Genomic DNA, 25,868 nt, shown 5'->3' with positions numbered 1-25,868 from the left:
AAAGAGATTCCGGATCGGCCAAACTGCGAACCGACCCGGAATACTCTCGACTGTCAGCTCTTCGGGCCGCGTCCCGCCGCCGCGAGGATCAGGTTGGCGATCTCCTTCGGCTTCGACACCATCGGCAGATGACCGGCGTCGAGTTCGATGGTGGTCGCGTTCATGCGCTTGGCGAGAAACCGCTCGAGATCCGGATTGATGGTCTTGTCCTCCTTCGACACCGCATAGAACGACGGCTTGTCGTGCCATGCCGCCTGCGTCGTGCGTGCCGCGAAGGCCGACGCCGCGGTGTCGCCCTGCACCGCATAAAGCACCTTGGCTTTCTTGGTCGGAACGCCGTTGGCGAAATATTTCAGGAACGAATCTTCCGACAGCCGCGTGTAGCCGTCATGGGCCTCAATGCCCGCACGCACCGGCCCCGTCGGATACTTCGCGGAGAGCGCAACAAAATCCTCGTTCGCGTCGGGCGCGCGCGCGGCAACATACACCAGCGACGACACCTTCGAATCCGTACCGGCTTCACTGATGATGGTGCCACCGAAGGAATGGCCGACGAGCACGGTCGGCCCATCCTGAAGCGCAAGCACACGGCGCGTTGCCGTCACGGAATCTTCCAGCGAACTGAGCGGATTCTGCACGGCGGTGACTTTCAATCCCGCCGCCTGAAGATAGGGGATCACCTCGCCCCAGCTTGAGCCATCGGCCCATGCGCCGTGCACCAGCACGACGTTTTTCGCAACAACTGGCGCTCGCGGCGCTGCGTGGGCTTCGGTCATTCCAAGCGATGCGGTGAACAGGCTGACGGCCAGCGCCGCCATTCGTGTCATTGTGAACATCTTCATCATCGTCTCCATGAGTGGGTGTGAATTTCGGGAGCGGAGTGCCCCATCATGGAGGTCTTCGATTCAAGACAGTGCAATGCAACAAAATCACGGGCTTGTGATGAGCGAAAAAATTCTGCGCGGTGCGCGTAACATCCGGCATCGGGCAGCGAATGCGGCGCGCGATCGCTAGATACCCGCCACCTTCACCGCGAGATCGGCAAGACGCTCGGCGGCGTCGAGCCTGCCGACCGAGCGCGCATCGCTGGCCATCGCGGTCAGCCGGGCGGGATCGGCGGCGAGCGCAGAGATTTCCGCGGCGAGACGATCCGGCGTGAACTCGGTTTGCGCAATCCGGATCGCGCCGCCGGCTTTCTCCAGCACGCCGGCATTGGCGAACTGATCCTGATCGATCGCTCCGGGTAGCGGCACCAAAACGGAAGGGCGTCCGATGGCCGCGAGTTCGGCGACGGTGCCTGCGCCAGAGCGCGAGATCACCAGATGCGACGACGCCAGCCGCGCCGGCAAATCCGTGAAGAACGGCGCAAGTTCGGCCTCGATCTTGAGGCGATCGTAGACCCCGCGCACCCGCGCCATGTCTTCCTCGCGAACCTGCTGCACCAGACTGAGCCTGCGCCACAGCGCCGGCTCCAGCCGCTCGATCGCGGGCGGCACGATGTCGGCCATGATGCGTGCGCCCTGACTGCCGCCTGTCACCAGAAGGCGCAGCGGTCCTGTCGTATCCGGCGAACCATAGGGCACAGCAGCGGCGGCGAGAATTGCGGGCCGCATCGGCGTGCCGGTGACGGTGTTCTTTTCTGCCAATGCCGGATCGCGATCCAGCACACCGGGCAACGATGTCGCAATGGCGTTCACCCGCGTCGACAGCAGGCGGTTGGCGCGGCCGAGCACGGCATTGGAATCATGAATCACGGTGGGGATGCCAAGCAGCCTGGCAGCGAGCAGCGGCGGCAGCGTCGGATAGCCGCCGAAGCCGACGACGGCTTTCGGTTTTTGCCGCAGCAACAGCGCCAGCGCCATCGCGCCGCCAGCGGCAAGCATCGCACCGGTGCGCGCCAGCGCCCACGGTGTGCGCCCGCGCACGGTTTCGCTCGGCACCACATCCATCATGTCGCGAGAGAACAAACCGCCGTAACGCACCGCACGGGAATCCGTTATCAGCCGCACGCGCGCGCCGCGCTTCATCAGCGCAACCCCCAATGCTTCGGCAGGAAACAGGTGACCGCCCGTTCCGCCCGCCGCCAGCATGATGAGAGGCCTGTTGGGCATCGCAGTCCTCGCGTTATGCGAAGCTGTGCGCAGCGTTGGCGGCGCCGATCGATTCCATTTCGACGCGCGGCCGCTGCCGCGTCAGCGCCAGCAGCATACCGACGCCATAGGCCAGCGAAATCATCGACGAGCCGCCGTAGGAAATAAACGGCAGCGTCATGCCTTTCGCAGGCATCAGATGCAAGTTCACCGCCATGTTGATGGATGCCTGAATGCCGAACATGATCGCTAGCCCTGCCGCCGCGAAGCGCGCGAACAGATCCTCGCTGGCATAGGCGCGCGACAGCGCGCGGATGACGATGAAGGCGAACAGCGCCAGCAGCACGAGGCACAGGATGATTCCGAACTCCTCGGCAGCGACCGCGAAGACGAAGTCGGTATGGCTGTCCGGAAGAATGCGTTTCACCGTGCCCTCGCCCGGCCCCTGCCCGAACCAGCCGCCATGGGTGAAAGATTCCATCGCCATGTCGACCTGGAAAGTGTCGCCTGAAGCCGGGTCCATGAAGCGCTTGATACGGCCCGCGACATGCGGCACCAGCATGTAGGCGCCGAACAATCCGACCGCACCCGCGCCCATCAGGCCGAACACCCAGATCATCCGCATGCCGGCAATGAAGAACAGCGTGCCCCACACCATCAGGATCAGCATGGTCTGGCCGAAGTCAGGCTCCAGCACCAGCAGCGTCACCGTCATCAGCAGCACGCCGAGCGCCATCGAGGTCGCTGGCATCTCGGGCCGCCGGGCGGATTCCGCAAACAGCCACGCTACCAGCACGACGAAGGCGGGCTTCAAAGATTCCGAGGCCTGAATGTTGATGCCGAGAATGGTGATCCACCGCTTCGCGCCCTTCACCTCCGGCCCGAGCAACAGCGTCGCCACCACCAGCACGATACTGATCGCGAACACCAGCAACGCGGTTCGCCGCACCTGCCGCGGCGACAGGAACGACACCGCGAGCATCACGATCACGGAAGGGACGAGAAACAGCACGTGGCGGTTGAAGAAGTGAAACGGATCGAGGCCGATGCGCACCGCGACCGGAGGACTCGCGGCCAGCGACAGGATCACGCCCGCGATCATCAGCGTCATGAACGCGGCCAGCAACAGCCGGTCGACCGTCCACCACCATTCGCTGAAAGGCGTGCGCTGCTCGCGGGAAATCATGGGCTGTCTGCCCCTCTGCCATAGGTTAACGGGGTATTACTCCCGCATCATGGTTTCCGGAGGGTTAAAGATGGACGGATACGCGAAAATATCTCGTCAAAGTGTCTGAAACGCCCCCGCAACATGCAGAGCCAGGCCACCCTCAGGGAGGCGTCATGCCGCCGGGCAACGCGTTCGCGATCGCGCGGAAACGATCGCCACGTTTCTCGAAATTCGGAAACTGGTCGAACGATGCGCACGCGGGCGATAACAGCACGACGGGCTCCGCAAGTCCCGAGGCCTCCGCGTCACGCGCGGCCTGCGGCACCGCTTGCTCCAGCGTCTGGCTGATCTCGTGCGGAACATCGCCGAGCGTCGCCGCAAATTCCTTCGCCGCTTCGCCGATCAGATAGGCCTTGCGGATCCGCGGAAAGAATTCGCGCAAGCTTTCAATGCCGCCGGTCTTCGGCTTGCCGCCGGCGATCCAGAAAATATCCCTGAACGATGACAGCGCACGCGCGGCGGCATCCGCATTGGTTCCCTTGGAGTCGTTGATGAACAGCACGCGGCCGTTGCGGCCGATCTGCTCCATGCGATGCGCGAGGCCCGGAAAGCTGCGCAAGCCCTGTTGCAGCGCATCCGTGCCGACGCCGAGCGCGATCACGGCAGCCGATGCGCAGGCAGCGTTTTGCGCATTATGCAATCCGCGCAGCGAGCCGATGTCCCGGATACTGGCGATCCGCGTGCGCGCTCCACCAGCCACGCGCACAATGGTATCGCCTTCGAGGCAAATGCCGTCGGCCACCGGATGTTTCACCGAGATGCGGACGACATTCTTGCCTGCCTGCTCGACGCGATCCGCGATCGCCGCGCAAAAATGATCGTCGACGCCGACGATGGCCGTGCCATCGCGCTGCACGCCTGCGACCAGCCGCTCTTTCACCCCCGCGTAGTGCTCGATACTGCCGTGACGATCGATGTGATCTTCGGTGACGTTAAGCAGGATGCCCACGCTTGGGTCGAGCGACGGCGTGAGATCGATTTGGTACGACGACATCTCGATCACGTGGACGCGGCCCATCTGCGGAGGCTCTAGCGATAGGATCGCGGTGCCGATGTTGCCGCCCATCTGCGTATCATAACCGGCTTCACGCATCAGATGCGCGACCAGCGCCGTGGTCGTGGATTTGCCGTTGGTGCCGGTGATGGCGACGAATGGCGCGTCGGGCGCGTGACGCTTGCGCTCGCGGCAAAACAATTCGATGTCGCCAATCACCTCCACACCGGCCTGCTTCGCGGCCCATACCGTCCAGTGAGGCTGCGGATGAGTCAGCGGCACGCCAGGCGTTAGCACCAAGGCCGCAAAATTGTCCCACGACACACTGCGCAGATCGGCCGTAATGAAACCGGCCTTCGCCGCCGGCGCCAATTTCGCCGGCGTATCGTCGCTGGCGATGACTTCGGCACCACCGGCCTTCAGCGCGTAGCAACTTGCGAGCCCCGATCCCCCGAGGCCGAACACCGCAACCGTCTTGCCCGCAAAGGAGGTGATGGGGATCACGGGACTACCGCAGCTTCAGCGTCGAAAGGCCGATCAGCGCCAACATCACGGACACGATCCAGAACCGGATCACGATCTGCGGTTCGGTCCAGCCCTTTTGCTCGTAATGATGATGGATCGGGGCCATGCGGAAGAAGCGCTTGCCGGTCAGCTTGAACGACGCCACCTGGACGATGACGGACAACGCTTCGATCACGAACAGTCCGCCGATCACCGCCAGCACGATCTCGTGCTTGGTTGCGACCGCGATGGCGCCAAGCATGCCGCCGAGCGCGAGCGATCCGGTGTCGCCCATGAAAATCGAGGCCGGCGGCGCGTTGAACCAGAGGAATCCAAGACCTGCGCCCAGCACCGCGCCGCACAGCACCGCAAGTTCGCCGGTGCCCGGGACGTAGCGGATCTGCAGATATTCGGCGAACACGGCATTGCCGACGAGATAGGCGATCATGCCGAAGCTTGCCGCCGCGATCATCACCGGCACGATGGCGAGGCCGTCGAGGCCGTCCGTCAGGTTCACGGCATTACCCGCGCCGACGATGATGAACATGCCGAACATCACATAGAACCAGCCGATGTTGAGCATGAACTCTTTGACGAACGGGATCGACAGCGCCGTGACCGACGCATTGCGGCCGAACCAGACGATGCAACTGCACGCGACCAGAGCAATCAAGCCTTCGACCCCGAGCCGGGCGCGGCCGGAAAATCCCTTGTCCGTCTGCTTGGAGACTTTCAGGTAGTCGTCATAGAAACCAACCAGCCCGAAGCCGAGCGTGACCAGCAGCACGATCCAGACATAGGGATTGCGCAGGTTAGCCCACAACAGCGTGGCAACGATCAATCCGGACAGGATCATCAGGCCGCCCATGGTGGGCGTGCCTTTCTTCGTGACCAGATGCGTCGGCGGACCATCGGCGCGGATCGGCTGGCCCTTGCCCTGAGCCAGACGAAGCTGGTCAATGGTCCAGGGGCCGAACATGAACACAAACAGCGCGCCGGTGACGATCGCGCCGCCGGTGCGGAAGGTGATGTAGCGGAACACGTTGATGCCGGGAATTGTGCCGGCCAATTCGGTGAGCCAATAAAACATTCAAACCGCCTTATGCCGTCACTCTCAGACCGTGATGTCGTCGAGCGCAGCTTGTCCTGGAAAGCGCTTTTGCAGCGCGGTCACAATCAATTTCATCCGCGAACCAAGCGAGCCCTTGACCATGATGGCGTCCCCCGCGCCGATAGCGGCGGTGACCTGCTCCTCAAGGGTAGCCGAACTATCGGCATAGCCGCCCTTCTTCGCGGAAGGAAGGGCCTCCCACAGGTTGCGCATCAGCGGACCACAACAAAACACGGCGTCGATGTTGTTGGCGGTGACCGCCTCGCTGAGGCCGCGGTGCAGATCGGGACCGGCGGCGCCGAGTTCCAGCATATCGCCCAGCACCGCGATGCGCCGTCCGCGCGGACCGACACTGGCCTGGCCGAGCACAGTGATGGCAGCCTTCATCGAGGCCGGATTGGCGTTGTAACTCTCATCGATCAGGGTGGCGGAACCTTCCGTCATGGTCAGTACCTCGCGCACGCCGCGCCCGGCCGCCGGCTTGAGATGCGCCAATGCAAGCGCGGAGAGCGCAAGATCCGCACCCGCCAGCGACGCCGCGGCGAGCACCGCCAGCGAATTCATCGCCATGTGGCGGCCCGGCATGCCGACCTTGTAGGTGACATCGTGACCGAGAATGTGCGCTTGCACGGCCGAACAGGTGGGGTGCAGCGACACGTCGATCAGCCGCGCATCGGCTTTTTCGTCACTGCCGAACGACACGATGCGCTTGACCTTCGCGGTCTTCGCACTCCTGCTCAGACGCGCGAACTGCGGATTGTCGCGGTTAAGCACCGCCGCGCCGCCGGGCTCCAGTCCCGCGAAGATTTCCGCTTTGGCGTCGGCGATCGCCTCGATGCCGGAGAAAAATTCCAGATGCACCGGCTCGACCGTGGTGATGATCGCAACATGCGGCCGCACCATTTTCACCAACGGCGTGATCTCGCCGGGATGGTTCATACCGATCTCGAAGATCGCGAACTTGACTGACGCCGGACACCGCGCCAGCGACAGCGGCACGCCCCAGTGATTGTTGAACGACGCAACCGACGCATGGGTGGCGCCCTGCGCGCCAAGCACCGTGCGCAGCGCTTCCTTGGTCGAGGTCTTGCCGACCGAACCGGTCACCGCGATCACCTTCGCGCCAAGACGCGCACGCGATGCATGGGCAAGATCGACGAGGCCCGCGAGCACATCGTCCACGATCAACAGCCGCGCAGCGGCGGTGAATTTGTCGGCGTGGATCTTGTCAACAACAGCCAGTGAAGCGCCATTCTTTAGCGCAGCCTCGACGAAATCGTGCCCGTCATGCACATCGCCCTTGATGGCGAAATACGCTTCGCCCGGCATCAGCGTCCGGCTATCGATGGAAATACCGGTGACATCATTCGGCAGCGTGCCGCGCTTTGCGGCACGCATCGCCTCGGCCATCGCCGCGCTCGTCCACAATGCGTTCATGCGGCATGCTCCGCCAAAGCGGCCGCTGCGGCCTCGTGATCGCTGAACGGCAACACTTTATCTCCGATGATCTGCCCGGTTTCGTGCCCCTTGCCCGCAATCAGGAGCGCATCACCCTGCTGCAATCCTGCAACAGCGATACGAATGGCCTCGGCCCGGTCGCCGATATCCTTCGCGCCTTTCGCCGCTGCCATGATCGCCGAGCGGATCGATCCCGGATTCTCCGAGCGCGGATTATCGTCGGTGACAATCACGATGTCCGCGTTCTCCGCAGCGATCGCTCCCATCAAAGGACGCTTGCCTGCGTCGCGGTCACCACCCGCACCGAACACCACAACCAGCTTGCGTCTGGTGTATGGCCGCAGCGCTTCCAGCGCTTTCGCCAATGCGTCAGGCTTGTGCGCATAGTCCACGAACACCGGCGCGCCGTTGCGCTCGCCGACAAGTTCGAGCCGTCCCGGCGCACCTTCGAGTTTTTCCAGCGACGCGAACACGCGATCGGCATCGCCGCCCGTCGCAAGTGCAAGTCCCGCTGCGATGAGCGCGTTCTCGATCTGGAATTCACCCACCAGCGGCAGCCGCACCTGATAGCGCTTGCCGTTATGTTCAAGAGTCAGTTTCTGCGCAAAGCCATCAACCATCGCATCGAGAAGCCTGATGCCCTCGCCCTTCCGGCCCACGGTCAGAATCCGTAGCTTGCGCCTGCGCGCGGTATCAATCACCGCCTGCGAATGCTCGTGATCGGCGGAAATCACCGCTGCGCCGCCATCCACAACAAGATCGGTGAACAGCCGCAGCTTGGCCGCGAGATAATGCTCGACGGTCGGATGATAATCCATGTGATCGCGCGACAGATTGGTGAAGGCACCGGCACTCACGCGCACGCCGTCGAGGCGGTGCTGATCGAGACCGTGCGAGGAGGCTTCGAGCGCGAGATGCGTCACGCCTTCTTCCGCCAGTTCGGCAAGCGAACGATGCAGCGCCACCGGGTCCGGCGTGGTCAGCGATCCGTAGACGGTGCGCTTTGGCGCGACCAGTCCGATCGTGCCGATGCTCGCGGAGGCATAACCGAGACGCTGCCAGATCTGGCGCGTGAACACCGCGACGGAGGTCTTGCCGCTGGTGCCGGTGACGGCGGCGATGGCCGCGGGCTGATTTACATAGAATTTCGCGGCGGCCAACGCCAGCGCGCGGCGCGGATTCGGCACGGCAATGAAGGGAACGCGGCTGTCACTCGCCGGAATCCGATCGCCGACGATTGCAACTGCACCCGAGGCAATGGCCTGATCGATGAAGCGTGCACCGTCGGTCTTGATGCCCGCCAGCGCGAAGAACACGTCGCCCGGCTTCACCGCGCGGCTGTCCATAGCGACGCCGGTGACCGCAACATCGGCATGTTGCGCGTCCACGACGGCATCCCCATTGAAAAGCTCGCCTAGCTTCATCTCACCCCGGCCCCGGTCCGCAAACTCCGTGAGCGGTTACCGGCTTTCCTTCGATGCCGCAAGAATAAGGCGCTCGGACGGCGGCAAATCGAACCGCGGCGTCATGCCGAGTAGCGGCGCGATCCGCTCAATCACCTTGCCGCCGGTCGGCACCGCGTTCCAGCCGGAGGTAATAAAGCCGTGGGTTTCCGGCAGGCCCTGGGGTTCGTCCAGCATGATCAGCAGCTGATATTGCGGATTGTCCGCCGGCATGATCGCCGTGAAGGAATTCAGCACCTGCTTCTTGGAATAGCGGCCGTTGACAACCTTTTCCGAGGTGCCGGTCTTGCCGCCGACATAATAGCCTTTGATGTCGGCCTTGCGCGCCGTGCCCTTCTCCGCGTTCAGCCGCATCAGGTAGCGCATGCTGGAACTGGTCTCCGCTTTGACCACCTGCTTGGCAACCTGCATCGCATCTTCACGCGACCGCTTGAGGAAGGTCGGTGGAATGAGATAGCCGCCATTGACCAGCGCATTGATTCCCATCACCGCCTGCAACGGCGCCACCGCCATGCCGTGACCAAAAGCAATCGTGATGGTGTTGAGTTCGCCCCAACGCTTCGGCACCAGCGGTTCGGCGCTTTCCGGCAGTTCGGTGCGCAGTCGCGAGAGCTGGCCGAGCTTGCGCAGAAATGCCTTGTGCGCCTCGACACCCATCGACAGCGCGATACGAGCTGCGCCGACGTTGGAGGATTCGGTGAACACCTCCCACAAGGGTACGGAGCGGCCAAGATTATGCGTGTCATGGATCTTGAACTTGCCGTAGACCAGCGGCGCGCGCGCGTCATAAAGTGTGTTGATGGTCGCCCGCCCGGAATCCAGCGCCATCGCTAGCGTCAGCGACTTGAAGGTCGATCCCATTTCGAACACGCCCGTGGTCAAGCGGTTGATGCGGGTCGGGTCGTTGGCCTCGCGCGGATTGTTCGGATCGTAGTCGGGCACCGAAACCATGGCAACGATCTCGCCGGTCTGCACGTTCGAGACCAGGCCGGCCGCTGCCTTGGCCTTGTATTTGTCCTTGGCCTTGAGCAGTTCGTCGCGCAGCGCATGCTCGACCCGCAGATCGACTGCAAGCTCGACGGGCTTTTGCAAACGATCCGTGGCGAAGCCCGCGCGATGCAGGTCGGCAAGGCCGTTGCCGTCGAGCCACTTCTCGATGCCGGCGATGCCCTGGTTATCGATGTTCACATGGCCGATCAGATGCGACACCACGGGGCCGCTCGGATAGACACGCTTGTTCTCGCGCAGGAAGCCGATGCCGGGAATGCCGAGACGATAGATGTCCTTCTGCTGCTGCGGCGTGATTTCACGCTTCAGCCAGACGAAGCCCTTCTTCGAGGAGAGACGGTCACGCACCTCGCCGGCATCGATGTCCGGCATCGTCGCGGTCAGAAGTTCGATGGCTTCGTCCTTGTCGATCAGGCGGCGAGGTTCGCCGAACAGCGACGGCGTCTTGACGTCGGTGGCGAGGATGGCGCCGTTGCGGTCAACGATGTCCGGCCGCGCAGTGGCGATGGCGTCCTGCGATGCCGTCCGCCGTGTGCCGTGCCCCTCGCCAACCACCGCGAACATGATCAGGCGGCCCGCGATCACCGAAAAGACCAGGCCGAAAGCGACCATCGCGAGACCTACGCGTACGCGCGCCTTGGCGGAGCGATCGACATTGCGCCCGTAAAGCAGCGTGCGGATCAGCCGCTGACTCCAAGGTTCAGGAGGTCGCGTGATGTCGGGTGTCTGATTGGTCATCGCGCGCCCTCCGGCAAGGGCACCGAGCCGGTGATCGAATCCTGATCCTGCGGACCCGACGCCAGTGCTTCCTGATCGACGCTCTCAATCATGGTGCCGATCGGATCGGGATCGCCCGGCTTGACGAAGCTCGGCGGCCGCGGCGGCAGGTTCTTCAGCGTGTCGTATTGCGTGGCCTCGATCGGACGCAGCGACAGATGGCGCGAGGCCAGATCCTGTAAGCGCTTCGGCGACTCGAGCTTGGCCCATTCCGCCTTGAGAGCCGCGATGGTGTCGCGCTGCTCGCGGATGTCCGCCCGCAGCTTCAGCACGCGCTCGGTCCGCACCGTGGATTCCATCTTGACGCGGTAGACATAGGACGCCGCGAAGATCAGCGCGCAGATGACGAAGAGATGGACGACGCGCATGTCAGCCTCCCCTCATCACGTCAGCCAGTTGCGGCCAGTCGAACGAGGCCGTCTCGGGCTGGGCCGGCGCAGCGGTGCGTTCGGCAACGCGCAGCTTCGCCGAACGAGCGCGGGGATTGGCCGCGACCTCGTCGTCATCTGCCAGGATGGGACGCTTGGTGAGAATCTCGAAGCTCGGCTGCGCCTGATCGACTTCCGGCAGATGCCGCGAGCCGCCACCGCGCTTGCCCCGCTCGTTGAGGAAATTCTTGACGATGCGATCCTCGAGCGAATGGAATGATACCACCGCAAGGCGTCCACCCGGTTTCAAGACCTGCTCCGCCGCCACAAGGGCTGCATGCAACTCGTCCAGTTCTTCGTTGACGAAGATGCGCAGCGCCTGGAAGGTGCGGGTCGCGGGATGAATCTCATTCGGCTTGGAGCGCACGACGCGCGACACGATGTCGGCCAGCGCCCGCGTCGTCGTGATCGGCGCTTCCTTTCGCGCCGCGACAATGGCGCGGGCGACGGCGCGCGAATGCCGCTCTTCACCGAAGATATAGATGATATTGGCGAGATCGGTCTCGGACGCTTTCGCGGTCACATCGGCGGCGGTCGGACCGTCGTGACCCATCCGCATGTCGAGCGGGCCATTGAGCCGGAACGAGAACCCGCGCTCGCCCTGATCGAGTTGCATCGACGACACGCCGACATCCATCACGACGCCATCGACGGCGGCAATGCCTTGCGCGGCGCAAACGTCCGCAAGATTCGAGAAGCGATCCTCGACCAGCGTCAGCCGGCCGGCGGACGACTCCACCAGTTCGAAACCCCCGGCGATGGCGGTGCGGTCGCGATCGATACCGATGACGCGGGTGCCGGGAATTTTCAGGATGGCGCGGCTGTATCCGCCGGCACCGAACGTCGCATCCACATAGACACCACCGTCCCGCGGTGCGAGCGCCTCGACCGCCTCGCGGCCGAGAACTGGAACATGGCGCACGGGTGCATCGTCGGGCGACATTTCAAAGGCCTGCCGGTGAAAGACGGCGGCATGCCGTCCGGAATATCCCGGCCGATCCGCCAGATCCCTGCCGAATAACCCCAGACTGGCCCGTTCCGAAGCCCAAATCGACCGGAACGCGGAGGCGCTTGCGATGACTCGCCGCAAATTCGAGGTTCCACATGGGATTTTCTGGCCGGCCATGAGGTTTTTCGCGGGGCTTTTTTCGCATCGATGAACCGCAGCCGCCCCTTTTTCGGCGCGACTCTCCACCCTTCAGTAGCGGCAGTTATCGTTAAGGAAGGGTTCACGACACGGATCGAGTTTAAGAAGGCTTTTCAGCAGCGGAGCCATGCGCGAGGTTCCTGGGGGTAATGGAACTCGTGCGATTGCGCTGCAGGCCCATTGCCGTTTCATTCCCGGATACCGCCCTTCTCTTGCCTGCTTTGAGCTTTCTGTATGACCAGAGGATCGTTTGAGTCTGCTGGATTTGATTCGAGGCATCAGCGTCCCACCATTCCGTCCAGGGGTACTGCTGACATGCTGAGTTTCGTGCCGGATTCGTCTGTCGTCTCGACCGTGACGCCATCGCCCAATTACGGCGACCGCAAAGGCGTGCTGTCGCCCGACATGATCGTGTTGCACTACACCGGCATGGCTGATGCAGCGAGCGCGATCGTGCGGCTCTGCACCGAAGGCACCGAAGTCTCCGCGCATTATGTCGTGCTCGAGGACGGCAACATCGTCCAGTGCGTGCGCGAATCCGCGCGTGCATGGCACTCCGGCACATCGTCATGGGGCGGCGAGACCGACATCAACTCGTGCTCCATCGGCATCGAGATCGTCAATCGCGGTCATGATCTCGGCTACACCGATTTTCCGTTGCGGCAGGTCGCGGCGGTGATTGCACTTTGCAAGGGCATCATGATCCGCCGCGATATTCAGAAGCACCGCGTGCTGGCGCATTCGGATGTCGCGCCGGGCCGAAAGAAAGATCCCGGCGAGAAATTCCCGTGGCGCCTGCTGGCGGATTCCGGCGTCGGTCTGTGGACCGAGCCCGCGCCGATCGTCGACGGCGAACAGAAACTGCTGGGCGCATCGGGTGACGATGTTCTCGCGTTGCAGCGCTCGCTCAGCCGGTTCGGTTACGGCGTTCCGCTCAGCGGCCAGTACGACACCGCGACCATGGATGTGGTCGCTGCCTTCCAGCGGCATTTCCGGCCTGAGCGCGTGGACGGCGTCGCCGATCAGTCGACGTTGACCACGTTGCACGATCTGCTGGCGCTGCTGCCGAGAGAAATCACCCTCACCTCTTGACCTGGCGGCCACGCGCGCCCATCACTGCGGCGTCAGTCGGCTGGACGGCCGCTCCGGCAAGGATCGAAAGATCGCCGGAGAGGAAAGTCCGGGCTCCATCGACATACGGTGCCGGATAACGTCCGGCGGGGGCGACCCCAGGGAAAGTGCCACAGAGAACGAACCGCCCCATCCTGGTTCGCAAGAATTGGGATGCGGTAAGGGTGAAAAGGTGCGGTAAGAGCGCACCGCGTTTCCGGCAACGGAGACGGCATGGCAAACCACACCGGGAGCAAAACCGAATAGGGACGGCATAGCGGACAGTTCGCTCGTCGAGCGATAACTCCGCGGGGCAATGTCAGGCCCGCTGTCCGGGTAGGTTGCTTGAGGCGCAGGGTAACTTGCGTCCCAGAGGAATGGCCGTCACGTCTGCGTGGTGCAAACCATTCAGGCCCTACAGAACCCGGCTTACAGGCCGGCTGATATCGATTGCATGATCCGATCGGATCGTGCGCGAAGAAGGAGGGGTTCGGCGCAAACACGCCGGACCCCTCGCCATTTGTGACGCTCGCTAACCGGCCGCCGACCCGCTTTCGCCGATGCGTGAACTTTTCCAGAGCCAGACCTTGAGCGAGCGGGATCGTCCCCTGATCTGCGTGTCCATCGGTCCGCTGAGAGAACCTGAGGCCGACAGCACATTGCCGGTGCCGGCTGCGCGAAGCATCTCGTCGCTGATCGCAAGTTCTGCGCCTTGCCGCGCGGCGACTTCCATCAAACGGCTCGCGATATTGACGGTATCGCCGGTCGCCGTGATGTGCTGATAGCTTCGGCCGCCCAACCTGGACGCCACGATCGTTCCGAAATGCGCGCCGATCTTGAAACCGAGTTGCGCCGCGATCAACGGCGGCAGCGATGCGAGCCATTTTTGAGTGCCGTCACAGAGGCTGGCGCAGCAATGCGCGGCGTGGGCGGAATCGTCCGGCCTGGGTTCAGGCAAACCGAACAGGATCATCGCGCCGTCGCCCATGAAACTCGTGATCACGCCGCCGCTGGCAACGGCTTCCCGGTCGATCAGGGCATGAAATGACTTCAGCAGTTCGCGAATACTGTCCGCCGCCATCGTCTCGCTGAGGGCCGTGAAGCCGGACAGATCGATGAACACGATCGCCGCATCCTGCTGGACCGGCTTCGCGAGAAAATCAGGATGCCGGGTCAGCCAATCCCGCACCACCGGAGCCTGGAATTGCTGAAGCAGACCGCTTCTCATCGCAAAGTACTGGGCGCGACGCCGTCCCTGCCAGAGTTGCAACGCGCCGAACAATATCACGGGCGGAATGGCCGCAGCCATCGGCAGCGCCGCGCTCAGCCAGATCCCGCGCGAAAACGCGGCGAAGTTCAATCCAAGCGACATCAGAAACACGGCGGCTATCACAACCAGTCCGATGGCGCTGCGACGCCACACCAGCAGGCCCACAAGAATCACAGGCAGGACGACCGCGAAACCAACATCGGCAAGCCGCACGGTGCGATCCCGGAGCACTCCATCGCCGGCGACCAGGTGAGTGATGGCGGTGGCGATGACTTCGACACCGGGCAACACTGAATCGAATGGCGTCGGAAAAACATCACCGCCGCCGGTGACGGTTGCCCCGATCACCACAATTCGATCCTTGATCATTTCCGGGGTGATCTGACCATTCAGCACGGCTGCCGCGCTGAAGGTCGGGATCGTGCCGCTCGGGCCATAGAACGCCAAAGGCAGAACGTGACTGACGTCGGTCGGTATCGATCTGCCCGCAAGCGTCAGGCGGTTCGACTCCACGCCCGCATTTTCAGCCGCCACGGCGGTCGCGACCCGCAACGGCAGCGAGGCTTCGATGCGACTGCCCCGCCGGAACAGCATCGGGAAAAATCGCGGCGTTCCGCTCTGATCGGTCACCACATTGACGATGCCGACCGCCGCGCGATCCGCGAAACGCTGTAACGGCAACAGAAACCGGTCTGCACTTGGCACGCCCGCCATCGGCCCGGTATCGCCGGATGCGATCCACTGCTTGCCCTCCGCGAACACCGCGGCACCAGCGATCACGCTGGGCACCTGACCAAGCGCCTGCTCCAGCGCCTGATCGCCCTCCTCCGAACCAGGATCGACGAGCAGCAGATCAACCACGACCAATTTGGGCTGCAGGCGCGCAACCCCGCCGATGATTCTTGCGAGCGCCGTGCGCGGAAGAGGATAGCCGCCTTCGTTCCACACCACGTCATCATCGATCGTGACGATCTTCACCAGATCGGGCGGATCGATCCTGCCGCGAAACAGCGTTCGCAGATCGGTCATCGTGGCTTCGAAGCGATCGAGAAATCGTGTGTCACCGCGCAGGTGCATGAGGCCGAGCCCCAGTCCCCACAGCCCCGCGAGAGCAACGGCCGCCAGCGTCTGAAACGACCAGCGCTTCATGGATGATTACTGACCAAGGCGCGCCATCAACGCCGCGACGCGAGCAGCCGGCCAGCGCTTGACGATCAGCGGACCGGTGGTCGCCTCCACGTCGACGCCCTCGCCAGAACCAAGGATGACCGCCCCTCGTCCCGCGGTCCGGCGCACCGACACGCGGCCTCTGGCGACGAACACCGATGTCTTGGCGCCTTCCGCATCCACCGCCCATCTCGTGCCGCGCACCGCGGCGATCGCCTGTGGCGTTGTGACCACGAAACCGGCCTTGCCGAGGCTGCCTTTGGGCGCGTCGATCAGCAACGCCTTGCCGCGAAGATTGGCGGCGTCGGCTTTGCCGTTCCCGTCGCGATCCAGAAGCGTGTATTCAGCGCCGGCCTCGGGAGTGATCGTCAGACCGCCGCCACAGTGCAGAACCTGTCGCGCGACAAAAGATGTTTGCTCCAGCACGCAGCCGCCGCCGACAGCCTGCGCCACAGCACCGCCCGCCCCGGCCATGCTGAAAAGAAAAGCGCCACCCAGACCACCGACAATCGTGCTCAACGAATTCATAACAATGCCTCCTGAGCCTGACTTAACATCGCCAGGGAAACGGCAACTCCAATCGCGGGACCGAGAGCAACTGGCCAGGCTCGCTGCTGGAACCTAAGCACAAATCTCGGGCGGTGGAGCGCAAATTGCGCCGCACAAATCTTGTTGAAAGCGATGCGCCGAGAACATGCCGAAATATCGCCCCATGGTTCCAGATCGGTCAAGTTAGATCATTTCCCGGTGCCTTCATTTTACGCACTCCAGATAGAACGGACGGCGAGGCCCGGGGCCGGGCGCAAGGATGAATCGCCAATCCCATGATCTTTTCACCGCTGCAATTGCTTCGCGAGCGTCGGCTTCCCGAGAGCATCTATGCTGAATTGATCGGCGACCTGTTCAGCGCCACGCCGCTGATAGCTGTGTTTGCGATCAGCCAGTGCGTTATCGGCGCCGCCATCTTCATCGAGACCCGCGATGCTATCGTGCTGGCACTGGCGGCCGCGAACGTTCTGATTTCGTGTGAACGCATGTGGATGGTGCATAACTATCATCGGGCCGCCGCAGATTCTCCGTTGTCGAGCGCCGAAGCCGGCGTATGGGAACAGCGTTTTGCAACCCGAAGCGTTGCAACGGGTGTCCTCGTCTCGGCGATGGGCGTGCGCTGTTTCATGCTGCCCGAGCCGACGGTTCATATGCTGATCGTCGGCGTCCTGTTCTCCTACGCTGCCGGCACCATCACGCGCGTGGCTTTTCGGCCGCGCCTCGCGTTGTTCAATCTGCTGGTGGTCGCTGTCCCACCAGCCATCGCCAGCATTTTTCACGGCGGGATGATGTATCTCTGCCTCGGCTTGTCGATGATCATTTTCATGATCGGCGCCTTCGATGTCGTCCAGCATTCCTACGAGACAATCGTCAGCCAGCTCATGCTCAAGCGGAGATTCGCCGGTCTCGCCCAGCGCGACGCGCTGACAGGCCTCGCCAACCGGCTCGGGTTCAACGAGAATCTGGAAACCATTATCGCCGACGCGCAGCGCAACGGCTACAGCCTCGCCGTTCACAGCCTCGATCTCGACCGCTTCAAGGCAGCGAACGATCTTTACGGTCATCCTGCCGGTGACGCGATCCTGCAGGAAGTCGCGCGGCGGCTGATGCGCTTGACCCGGGCGAGCGACCTCCTGGTGCGGCTAGGCGGCGACGAATTCGTGCTGGTGCAAACCGGCGTGGCCACACGCGAACAGGCCACCGCATTGGCAGCGCGCATCGTCGAGGACATCAGCTCGCACTACAGCGTCAACGGACACGTCATCGAAATCGGCACCAGCGTCGGAATCGCCCTGATGTCCAACGAAGACCTGACGCCCGACGAGCTGCTCGGCCGCGCCGATCAGGCGCTCTATCAGGCCAAGCGAACACGAAGCGGCTTCGCGGTCTACGCCGCTGCACCGCATCTCGTTCCGTCACTCATCGACGGCGACGATTTCCAGGATCACAACGCCGTCACCAGAAAGACGGTCAACCTGCGCTAGCACCGTTTCACGCTTTCACCGCATACGGCACGCGCAGGCTTGTGAACGGCCTGAACTCGGTGACGATGCGGTCTCCGATTTTCAAACCGGCGTCGCCATGCGCCATCATGCGAAAACCTTCCGCCATATCGATCAGCAGAATCGCATAAGGCACATGGGATTTTGCCTCCGGCGTGGCCGCGCGGCGCACCAGGGTCGCGGCATAAACCATCCCCTTGCCGCTGGCACGATGGATCTGTGGCGATATATTGCCGCACGACGGACAGAATGGGCGGTGGAAATACCACAGTTGCCGGCACGCGCCGCATGACTGATAGAGAATGGCGTCCGCGCCGTCGGTCCAGCCCTTGATCTCTGTCGTAGTCATCGCACCCGCTCCAGAAACATGCTGACATGAGATGACATCACGCCACCATCGCCATGCAGCAGCGCGAGCGATGCATCGCGCACCTGCCGCGCTCCGGCCCGACCCGTCATCTGCAACTGTGTTTCCGCCAGATGCGCCATCGCTCCGCCGCAGCCGCAATGACCATAGCTCAACAATCCGCCGTGGGTGTTGAGCGGCAGCGCGCCGCCGATGCCGAAATCGCCGTTCCGCACGCGCCCGGCCGCTTCACCGCGCGGCGCGAGGCCGAGTTCCTCGATCAGGATCGCCAGCGTGATGGTGAAGCTGTCATAGATGCCGGCGTATTTGATTTTGTTCGGATCGACGCCAGCCTTCTCGCGCGCCCGGTTCAGCGCGACCGCAGCGCCGACATCGGAGAGAGACCGCGCCGCCGTGACATGCTGATGCAGATGCGCCTGCCCGCAACCGAGCACACGGACATGATGATCGCCAACCGGCTCGCGGCTGATGATGAAGGCGGCGCCGCCGTCCGACACCGGACAGCAATCCAGCAGTTTCAGCGGCGAGGATATTTCGCGTGATACCATCACATCCGCGACGGTGATCGGATCGCGGAACTGCGCGCCGGGGTGCAGCATCGCGTGCTTGCGCATCAGCACCGCGAATTCCGCCATGTCTTCCTGCGTGAGGCCATAGTCGTGCATGTAGCGCGAGGCGAGCAGACCGTAGTACGCGGGGATCGTCGGCCCGAGCGGCACTTCGTAGTCGGGGTGGCCGACCTGCGCCAGCGTGCTCATCGCCGAGTCGCGCGCCTGGCCGGTGAGGCGGTTTTCACCGGCGGCGACCAGAATGATTTTCGCAACGCCCGCCTCGACCAGTTCGTGCGCCAGCATCGCCATCGCCAGACCCGTCGCGCCGCCGACCTGAATCGCATGTGCGTAGGATGGCTGGAGGCCGAAATGCTCGGCAAACACGGTCGCCAGCATGAGGTGCGGCAGGGTCGTGGAGTAGCCGGTCAGCAGACCGTCGACGTCGCTCCGCTGCAAGCCCGCGTCGGACAGCGCACTCTCCGCCGCCTCGCTCATCAGGTCGAGCGTCGAGCGGCCTTCATGCCTGCCGAAAGCCGTCAGTCCGACGCCGCTGATGAAACTCATGTGCCCGCGCTTGCCGCTGATATGTCCGCGACTGATGTGCCACGGGCGCGGCCCGACTTCAATGCGCGTCCGGCGGCGGGCCGGCCAAGCTTGGCTTGTTGACGAAGAACACCAGCGCGCTTAGGCCCAGGTAGAAGCACGTCAGGATGAAAAAGGCGTCGCCGAAACTCATCACCACCGCCTGCCGATGCACGATCAGCGACAATTGCTTCAACGCCATCAGCGATGCATTCCCCGCGCCTTGGAATTTCTGCGTCAGCATGTTGAGCGTTTCGACCGCAGTCGCGTTGCCCCATGTCACCCTGTCATGCAGCCGTGAAATATGCAGGTCAGTACGGGTGTCGAGCACGGTGTTGATAACGGCGAGGCCGACGGCGCCGCCGAGATTACGCGTCAGGTTGAACAGGCCGGACGCGTTCTTCAGGCGCGCGGGCGGCAGCGTTCCGAGCGCAATGTTGTTGATCGGCACCATCGCCATCATGATGCCGACACCGCGCAGGATCTGAGGCAACAGCAGTTCATAAAAATCGTAATCGCGCGTAATTCCGGTCATCAGCCACGAACTGATCGCGAAGATGATGAGACCCGCAGCGATCATGTAGCGCATGTCGACCTTGGTCATCATCCGCCCGATGATCGGCGCGCTGAGAAACATCGCAGCGCCCGAAACGAACACCGTTTCGCCAATCATCAGCGCGCTGTAGCCGCGCACCTCGGCCAGATAGCGCGGATAGACATAAGTCAGGCCGTAGAGCCCGATGCCGACGCAGAACGAGAACACGCAACCGAGCGCGAAATTGCGGTCGGTGAAGGCGCGGATGTCGACGATCGGCTCCTTCTGCGTCAGCGCGCGATAGAAGAAAGCCACCGCCGAGAACACGCAGACGATCGCGAAGAAGAAAATGGACTCGTCCTGGAGCCAGTCGTTGCGCGGGCCTTCCTCCAGCACGTATTCGAGCGAGCCGAGGAAGCCAGCCATCGAGGCAAGGCCCCACCAGTCGAAATGCTCCAGCAGCTTGAAGTTCGGCTTGTCGAAATCGACCAGCGCCAGCACGCCGATGGTGATGCCGATGCCGGGCACGATGTTGATGAAGAACAGCCAGTGCCATGACATCAGGTCGGTGATGTAGCCGCCGACGGTCGGCCCGATGGTCGGCGCCAGCGTCGCGACGAGGCCTATGATCGGGCCGACGATATGGAATTTGGAACGCGGAAATACCGTGTAGGCCGAGGCGAACACGGTCGGGATCATGCCCGCACCGACGAAGCCCTGGATTGCGCGCCACAGGATCATCTGCTCGATGGTCGAGGTCAGGCCGCACATGAAACTCGCAACGGTGAAGCCCGCAGCGGAAATCGAGAACAGCAGCCGCGTGCCGAGCGCGCGCGACAGGAAGCCCGACAGCGGAATCGCGATCACCTCGGCGATCAGATACGAGGTCTGCACCCAGGCGACTTCGCTCGAACTCGCCGACAGGCCTGCCTGAATTTCCGAAAGCGATGCCGAGACGATCTGGATGTCCAGAATCGACATGAACATCCCGAACACCATGATGAGAAACGCGATCAGCCGGCGCGTGCTGATAGTCTCAGCGGGCGCAGCGGGGACGCCATCCATGGTTGCGGTATTGGACGCCATCGGCTGGTCTCGGATTGTGTCTCAGGCCGCGACGCACGGACCCGATGCGGCTATCTTGCGACGATCGGATCGACGCCGTCAGGCGCGGGCTTGGTGTTGACCGTGGTGATCACGGACATGCCTGGCCGCAGCAGGTTTTCCCGCGCCACCGAGAACGGCACGCGAATGCGAACCGGAACGCGCTGGACCACCTTGGTGAAATTGCCGGTGGCGTTGTCGGGCGGCAGCAGCGTGAAAACCGAGCCCGATGCCGGCGCGAGACTGTCGACGATGCCCTTGATGGTGCGACCGGTGACTCCGTCGACGGTGATGCTGACAGGCTGACCGGCTTTCAGGCGGCCAAGCTGCGTTTCCTTGTAGTTTGCATCGATGTAGACGTCGTCGAGCGGCACCACATTGGCAAGGCGCTGGCCCGGCTGCACGTAGTCACCGACATTGACGATGCGGTTGGAGAAGATGCCGTCCACCGGCGCACGCACCACCGTGAACGACAGGTCGCGCACCGCCTTGGCGAGCGCCGCGCGCAATTCCTGCAACTGGCCTTCGGCTTCCGCTTTCTGCGCCTTGACCACATCGACCTGCGCCTGCGCCGCGACGAGCGCGGCCTTGGCGCCCTGCACAGATGCGATCGCCTGATCGCGGCCGGCCTGCGAGACGTCGAATGTCGCCTTCGATGCGAACCCCTTGCTGCTGAGACTTTCCTGACGGCCGAAATCAGCCTCGGCGCGCTTGATGGCGGCTTCGGCGGAGGCGAGTTGCGCCTGAGCCTGATCGACCGAACTTTCCTGCGCGGTCACCTGCCGCCCGATGCGAGCGATAGTGGCTTCCTGCGTCGCGACTTTCGCGCGGGCGTTTTCCACGGCCAGACGATAATCGCCATCGTCGATCTCGAACACGACATTGCCCGCGCCGACGCGCGTGTTATCGCCCACCGCGATTCTGGACACATGCCCGGCAATCTTCGCGCCCATGGTGGTGTTGTTGGCGCGGACATAGGCGTCATCGGTGGTGACCATGTAGCGGCCGATCACCATGTAATGGATACCGAAATAGATGGCCGCCAGCGCGGCAAGCGCGCCGACGCCGATCAGCACTTTTCGGCGCAGCGCGGATTTCGGTTTCGAGGTCTCGCCGCCAGTTTCCGCCGAGGGCGCTTCGGTTGCGGGATTTTCCGCAGGGCGCGAACGCAACTCCTGCTCTGCAGCTGGCGCAGCCCGCGATGCATCCATCTCGGAGACGTCAGGCTCCGGGTGAACAACCCTTGCAACCTGATCTCGGGCAGGCACGGCCATACAGGCCTCCTTGAAGTGACAAAATATGTCCCACGACGCGAAAATCCGCCGCGCCGTTCTGGCTTGCGACAAAATTACCATTGACCGAACCGTTCGGTCAATGGTAATTTTGTAATGCACTTTGATACATCGCTTCCTGTTCTCGCATCGTTGCGAGCCGTGCTCTCCACAGCGAAACGCAAAAACAGGCTGAACGAATGCTTGCCACCGGCCCTGCAACCCTCCTCCATCCTGGCGACGAGGACAGCGCCAAGCGCCACCAGATCATGGACGGTGCGCGGCGTGTCTTCATGGATATGGGCTTCGACGGCGCCAGCATGAACGAGATCGCGCGGGTGGCGGGGGTCTCCAAGGGCACCCTCTACGTCTACTTCGCCGACAAGAGCAGCCTGTTCGAAGCCATCGTCGAGCAGGAAAGTCTCCAGCACGGCAAAACATCATTCAGCTTCGATCCCGCCCGGGGTGCGGAGACGGTGCTGCGCGATTTCGGCCGCGCCTATATCGAGATCGTGTGCCGTCCGGACGGCGGCTCGGCGGTCCGGACGGTGATGGCCATTGCGGAACGGATGCCCGATGTCGGCCGCCGGTTTTATGAAAATGTGATCGCGCTCACCATGCGCCGCCTCGCCACTTATCTTGAGGCAAAAGTCAGGACAAATGAACTTGCGATCAACGACTGCGAGCTGGCAGCGGCGCAGTTCATGATGATGTGCCAAGCGACGCTGTTCCAGCCCTACATCTTTCAGGCCAAGCCCGCCCCCACGCCGGCGCAGATCGCAACCGTGGTCGAAAGCGCAACGCAAGTGTTCCTTGCGAGATATGGCCGCAAGAGCTGAGGTTGCAGCGGGCGGTCACCAGCCACGTGACGGGAGATTCTTCGATCCGCTTCACTTGATGCGGGACTCGTCCTCGATCGATTCCTGATCTTCCTTTGACAGCGGGCCCTTGGCGAACAAGCGCTTGACCCGCGCCCCGATCGAGCCGGTAATACCTCCGTCCCGCGACAAGTCGCGGCTGACGTATCCGCGCGGCGAAGCGCGCGACGCGATTTCCTCGCCTGAGACGGCCGCAGGCTGACAGATGATGCGGCCACTGGCGCGCCGCATCAAATCGACGTGAATGTGGTCGTAATGATAGACGTTCGAGCCTGGCGCCAGCACGGTGTTGAACTGCTGACACGCCGCACCCTGCACGTCGCGGAGGAAGCCCTGCTCTTCCGGCATCCCCTTCCAGCCGTCCTTAACCGAGATACGCCGCCCGTCCGCCAGCGTGAACGCCGCGATGTCGAGCGCGTTGCCGAAGGCATGCTCGGAAATATGGGCGCGCGAATTTCCGTTCATGCCGCGGCATGAGTAAGCCGAAATCTGCTTGATCTCGGCGACCGGCGAACCGAACCAGCGTTGCGCGGCGGGTTGCACGGATTCAGCCAGCCAGCGATCCAGCGCGGAGACAATCGGACACGCCAGCGTCGCGGTCGGCTTGAGGGCAACCGGCCCGAACCTGTTGACCGGAGATCCCTGCGCGGGGCCGAGACGCGGCGGTGTGTAGGGCTGGCTCGTGGAATAAGGCTGCGCAGCATAGGGCGCACGCGATTGCGGCGCGCGATTCATTGGCGGGGATGTCGTATCGGATGCGGCCTCGATGTCCTCTTCGTCGGGCGGCGCGACGCCCGGCGCGTTCAGCGGCATCGGCGCGCCGGACTGCGACGGATACGGCGACGGGCGCGACGCCTGATAGGGCTGCGACGACGGATAAGCCGGAGACTGCGACGAGTACGATGGCTGCTGATAGGATGGCTGCGACACCGGCCAGCGCGGTTGATTGCCGATGCTGCCCGGCGGACGCAGATCATCCGCATAGCCAAGACTGCTCATGGGCTCGCCGAGGGCTGCGACCTTCAACGGGAATTCAGCGCCGCAGGCGCCCGGCCCCGAAATCGGATCGATACGGACGAGGCCAACGGTCTCCTTGACCGCACCGGATTTCAGGCACGCCTTCTCCGCCTCGGCCCGCCATGGTTCGCGTTCCGCGGTCATAAAACCACGTCCGCAACCCGCCAGCGCGACAAGGACACAGGAGCCGACGACGAACAAACTCACTCCACGCGTCATCCGCGCACCGTCGCCGAAGATAATTAAAGACTCTTCAACGCATTGTTATTCAAAGTTTTTTAACCACGTTGGCGCACCGACGCTCGTGGTTATGTGTGAAGAGACAGCACGCCTGACTTTTTGCGCGGGGAACGCCTTGCTAGCGTTGCGCGTTACATGACCCAGCGTTGAGCCAAGGGAGCTTCCCATGACCATCGTCGGACCTCTGAGCGTCGCAGCGGCTTACGCATCGCTCATCTTCGTCGGGGCCATCGTGCTGGGCATGTTCTAGCGAAAGTCGCGCCGTCGTTTTCACCGCTACCTTTCCGCCTCGAATGGCTCGGAAACGATCCGGCTTTAATCGCGCGCCGATTTTGCGTATGAGTTGGCCATGATCTTTCGCCAGCTCTTCGACAGCACGTCCAGCACCTACACCTACCTGCTTGCGAGCCGCAAAGGCGGCGAGGCGTTGATTATCGATCCCGTGCTTGAAAAGGTCGATCGCTACATCCAGTTGCTACGCGATCTCGATCTCAAACTCATCAAGGCCGTCGATACCCACGTCCATGCCGACCACATCACGGGCCTCGGCGCGCTGCGCGACCTGACCCATTGCATCACGGTGATGGGCGAACAGAGTGGCGTGGATGTCGTCTCAATGCGCGTTTCCGACGGCGACCGCATCGACATCGAGGGATTGAGCCTCGATGTGCTTTACACCCCCGGACACACCGACGATTCCTACAGCTTCATCTTGCCGGATCGCGTGTTTACCGGCGACACGCTGCTGATCCGCGGAACCGGCCGCACCGATTTCCAGAACGGCGATCCGCGCGCACAATACGATTCCATCTTCAACCGGCTGCTGAAACTCCCCGACCAGACGCTGATCTACCCGGCCCACGACTACAAGGGGGACACGGTCTCCACCATCGGCGAGGAGAAGACCTGCAATCCGCGCCTGCAGGTGAAGTCCATCGATCAGTATGTCGACCTGATGAACAACCTGCATCTGCCGAATCCGAAGATGATGGATGTGGCGGTGCCGGCGAATCTGCACATGGGCCTCGCGCAGGACGAAGTCGCCAAGCGCGGCTGGGCGCTGATGCCGTCGGACGCCAGGGACATGATCGGACGGCAGGGCGTCGCGCTGATCGACCTGCGAGAGCGCCGCGAGCGCGAAAAATACGGCATCATTCCGGGCTCGCTTCACGCGCCCTATCCCGATCTCGCGGACAACGTGAAGCCCGGCGGCATCATTCACCAGCTTGGCCGCACCGCCGGCAGCCAGTTGCTGTTCTATTGCGCCTATGGCGAACGCTCCGCGATGGCCGTGCAGGCCGCACAGGACGCAGGCCTCGCCAACGCCCGGCACATCCAGGGCGGACTCGAAGGCTGGCGCAAGGCGGGCGGACCGATCGCTGACGTGTCGTAATCCGCAGGCACCGGCGAGCGGCATCGCGGTGCCGGGCTTCGATCACTTTAATCAGGCTATCGATCCCTTTAATAATGTAAGGAATAAACTGCATCTCTCCGGGAGCGGCGTTGCATCGCCGGAA

21 protein-coding genes and 1 other RNA gene are annotated in these 25,868 nt (G+C 63.0%); 5 read left to right on the top strand and 17 right to left on the bottom strand.

The genetic code is table 11. The features are described 5' to 3' along the window. Positions 1-53: 53 nt before the first annotated feature. From LVY71_RS07340 to rsmH, 10 genes are all read right to left on the bottom strand, one after another. Positions 54-836: an alpha/beta fold hydrolase gene (locus LVY71_RS07340; protein WP_235100041.1), complete on the bottom strand. Its 783-nt coding sequence runs from the start codon at positions 834-836 to the stop codon at positions 54-56. Between the two features lie 174 nt (positions 837-1,010). Further along, positions 1,011-2,111: an undecaprenyldiphospho-muramoylpentapeptide beta-N-acetylglucosaminyltransferase gene (murG, locus tag LVY71_RS07335; RefSeq protein WP_235099147.1), complete on the bottom strand. Its 1,101-nt coding sequence runs from the start codon at positions 2,109-2,111 to the stop codon at positions 1,011-1,013. 13 nt (positions 2,112-2,124) lie between these two features. Beyond that, the gene (ftsW, locus tag LVY71_RS07330; RefSeq protein WP_235099146.1) at positions 2,125-3,276 is read right to left on the bottom strand and encodes a putative lipid II flippase FtsW; all 1,152 of its coding nucleotides are present in this window, start codon (positions 3,274-3,276) and stop codon (positions 2,125-2,127) included. 142 nt (positions 3,277-3,418) lie between these two features. Continuing rightward, positions 3,419-4,816: a UDP-N-acetylmuramoyl-L-alanine--D-glutamate ligase gene (gene murD, locus LVY71_RS07325; protein ID WP_235099145.1), complete on the bottom strand. Its 1,398-nt coding sequence runs from the start codon at positions 4,814-4,816 to the stop codon at positions 3,419-3,421. A 4-nt stretch (positions 4,817-4,820) separates the two neighbouring features. Beyond that, the gene (gene mraY, locus LVY71_RS07320; RefSeq protein ID WP_235099144.1) at positions 4,821-5,906 is read right to left on the bottom strand and encodes a phospho-N-acetylmuramoyl-pentapeptide-transferase; all 1,086 of its coding nucleotides are present in this window, start codon (positions 5,904-5,906) and stop codon (positions 4,821-4,823) included. Between the two features lie 24 nt (positions 5,907-5,930). Beyond that, positions 5,931-7,364 carry a UDP-N-acetylmuramoylalanyl-D-glutamyl-2,6-diaminopimelate--D-alanyl-D-alanine ligase gene (locus LVY71_RS07315; RefSeq protein WP_235099143.1) on the bottom strand — a complete coding sequence of 478 codons (1,434 nt, stop codon included), beginning with the start codon at positions 7,362-7,364 and terminating at the stop codon, positions 5,931-5,933. Continuing rightward, complete coding sequence (locus tag LVY71_RS07310) at positions 7,361-8,809, bottom strand: UDP-N-acetylmuramoyl-L-alanyl-D-glutamate--2,6-diaminopimelate ligase (RefSeq protein ID WP_235099142.1); 1,449 nt, start codon at positions 8,807-8,809, stop codon at positions 7,361-7,363. The genes LVY71_RS07315 and LVY71_RS07310 overlap by 4 nt, the downstream gene beginning before the upstream one ends. Positions 8,810-8,845: 36 nt before the next feature. After that, a complete protein-coding gene (locus LVY71_RS07305; RefSeq protein WP_235099141.1) occupies positions 8,846-10,594 on the bottom strand; it encodes a peptidoglycan D,D-transpeptidase FtsI family protein in 1,749 nt (582 codons plus the stop codon). Further along, positions 10,591-11,001: a cell division protein FtsL gene (gene ftsL / locus LVY71_RS07300; RefSeq protein WP_235099140.1), complete on the bottom strand. Its 411-nt coding sequence runs from the start codon at positions 10,999-11,001 to the stop codon at positions 10,591-10,593. Before ftsL ends, LVY71_RS07305 begins: the two co-directional genes overlap by 4 nt. A gap of 1 nt (position 11,002) precedes the next feature. After that, positions 11,003-12,187, bottom strand: a complete 1,185-nt coding sequence (rsmH, locus tag LVY71_RS07295) for a 16S rRNA (cytosine(1402)-N(4))-methyltransferase RsmH (RefSeq protein WP_502797539.1) — start codon at positions 12,185-12,187, stop codon at positions 11,003-11,005. Positions 12,188-12,523: 336 nt separating this feature from the next. On the opposite strand from rsmH, the gene LVY71_RS07290 reads away from it, so the two are divergent. Together LVY71_RS07290 and rnpB are read left to right on the top strand one after the other, a co-directional pair. After that, positions 12,524-13,300 carry an N-acetylmuramoyl-L-alanine amidase gene (locus tag LVY71_RS07290; protein WP_235099138.1) on the top strand — a complete coding sequence of 259 codons (777 nt, stop codon included), beginning with the start codon at positions 12,524-12,526 and terminating at the stop codon, positions 13,298-13,300. Between the two features lie 32 nt (positions 13,301-13,332). Continuing rightward, positions 13,333-13,766, top strand: an RNA gene (rnpB, locus tag LVY71_RS07285) — RNase P RNA component class A. Between the two features lie 84 nt (positions 13,767-13,850). Here rnpB and LVY71_RS07280 read toward each other — a convergent pair. Both LVY71_RS07280 and LVY71_RS07275 read right to left on the bottom strand, forming a co-directional pair. Next, complete coding sequence (locus tag LVY71_RS07280; protein ID WP_235099137.1) at positions 13,851-15,737, bottom strand: CHASE2 domain-containing protein; 1,887 nt, start codon at positions 15,735-15,737, stop codon at positions 13,851-13,853. Between the two features lie 6 nt (positions 15,738-15,743). Beyond that, positions 15,744-16,283: a FecR family protein gene (locus LVY71_RS07275; RefSeq protein ID WP_502797538.1), complete on the bottom strand. Its 540-nt coding sequence runs from the start codon at positions 16,281-16,283 to the stop codon at positions 15,744-15,746. 296 nt (positions 16,284-16,579) lie between these two features. Here LVY71_RS07275 and LVY71_RS07270 point away from each other — a divergent pair, with 296 nt between their 5' ends. Next, positions 16,580-17,788: a GGDEF domain-containing protein gene (locus tag LVY71_RS07270; RefSeq protein ID WP_235099136.1), complete on the top strand. Its 1,209-nt coding sequence runs from the start codon at positions 16,580-16,582 to the stop codon at positions 17,786-17,788. A gap of 7 nt (positions 17,789-17,795) precedes the next feature. Here the strand turns inward: LVY71_RS07270 and LVY71_RS07265 are convergent, their stop codons facing one another. The 4 genes from LVY71_RS07265 to LVY71_RS07250 are packed head-to-tail and all read right to left on the bottom strand — an operon-like array spanning position 17,796 to position 22,219. Beyond that, positions 17,796-18,155, bottom strand: a complete 360-nt coding sequence (locus LVY71_RS07265) for a Zn-ribbon domain-containing OB-fold protein (RefSeq protein ID WP_235099135.1) — start codon at positions 18,153-18,155, stop codon at positions 17,796-17,798. Continuing rightward, on the bottom strand, positions 18,152-19,288 hold the full coding sequence (locus LVY71_RS07260; RefSeq protein WP_235099134.1) for a thiolase family protein: 1,137 nt from the start codon (positions 19,286-19,288) through the stop codon (positions 18,152-18,154). The genes LVY71_RS07265 and LVY71_RS07260 overlap by 4 nt, the downstream gene beginning before the upstream one ends. Positions 19,289-19,346: 58 nt before the next feature. Continuing rightward, positions 19,347-20,927 carry a DHA2 family efflux MFS transporter permease subunit gene (locus LVY71_RS07255; RefSeq protein ID WP_235099133.1) on the bottom strand — a complete coding sequence of 527 codons (1,581 nt, stop codon included), beginning with the start codon at positions 20,925-20,927 and terminating at the stop codon, positions 19,347-19,349. Between the two features lie 50 nt (positions 20,928-20,977). Then, positions 20,978-22,219: an HlyD family secretion protein gene (locus LVY71_RS07250; protein WP_235099132.1), complete on the bottom strand. Its 1,242-nt coding sequence runs from the start codon at positions 22,217-22,219 to the stop codon at positions 20,978-20,980. A 197-nt stretch (positions 22,220-22,416) separates the two neighbouring features. On the opposite strand from LVY71_RS07250, the gene LVY71_RS07245 reads away from it, so the two are divergent. Further along, the gene (locus LVY71_RS07245; protein WP_235099131.1) at positions 22,417-23,055 is read left to right on the top strand and encodes a TetR/AcrR family transcriptional regulator; all 639 of its coding nucleotides are present in this window, start codon (positions 22,417-22,419) and stop codon (positions 23,053-23,055) included. Between the two features lie 51 nt (positions 23,056-23,106). Here the strand turns inward: LVY71_RS07245 and LVY71_RS07240 are convergent, their stop codons facing one another. Further along, the gene (locus tag LVY71_RS07240) at positions 23,107-24,330 is read right to left on the bottom strand and encodes an extensin family protein (RefSeq protein WP_235099130.1); all 1,224 of its coding nucleotides are present in this window, start codon (positions 24,328-24,330) and stop codon (positions 23,107-23,109) included. Positions 24,331-24,700: 370 nt separating this feature from the next. Between LVY71_RS07240 and LVY71_RS07235 the strand changes: the two genes are divergently transcribed. Then, a complete protein-coding gene (locus LVY71_RS07235) occupies positions 24,701-25,744 on the top strand; it encodes an MBL fold metallo-hydrolase (protein WP_235099129.1) in 1,044 nt (347 codons plus the stop codon). Positions 25,745-25,868: the final 124 nt, after the last annotated feature.

Source organism: Bradyrhizobium sp. G127, from assembly GCF_021502575.1.
Taxonomy (GTDB): domain Bacteria; phylum Pseudomonadota; class Alphaproteobacteria; order Rhizobiales; family Xanthobacteraceae; genus Afipia.
The sequence above is the reverse complement of the archived record's forward strand: the minus strand, read 5'-3'. Positions and strand labels throughout refer to the sequence as shown.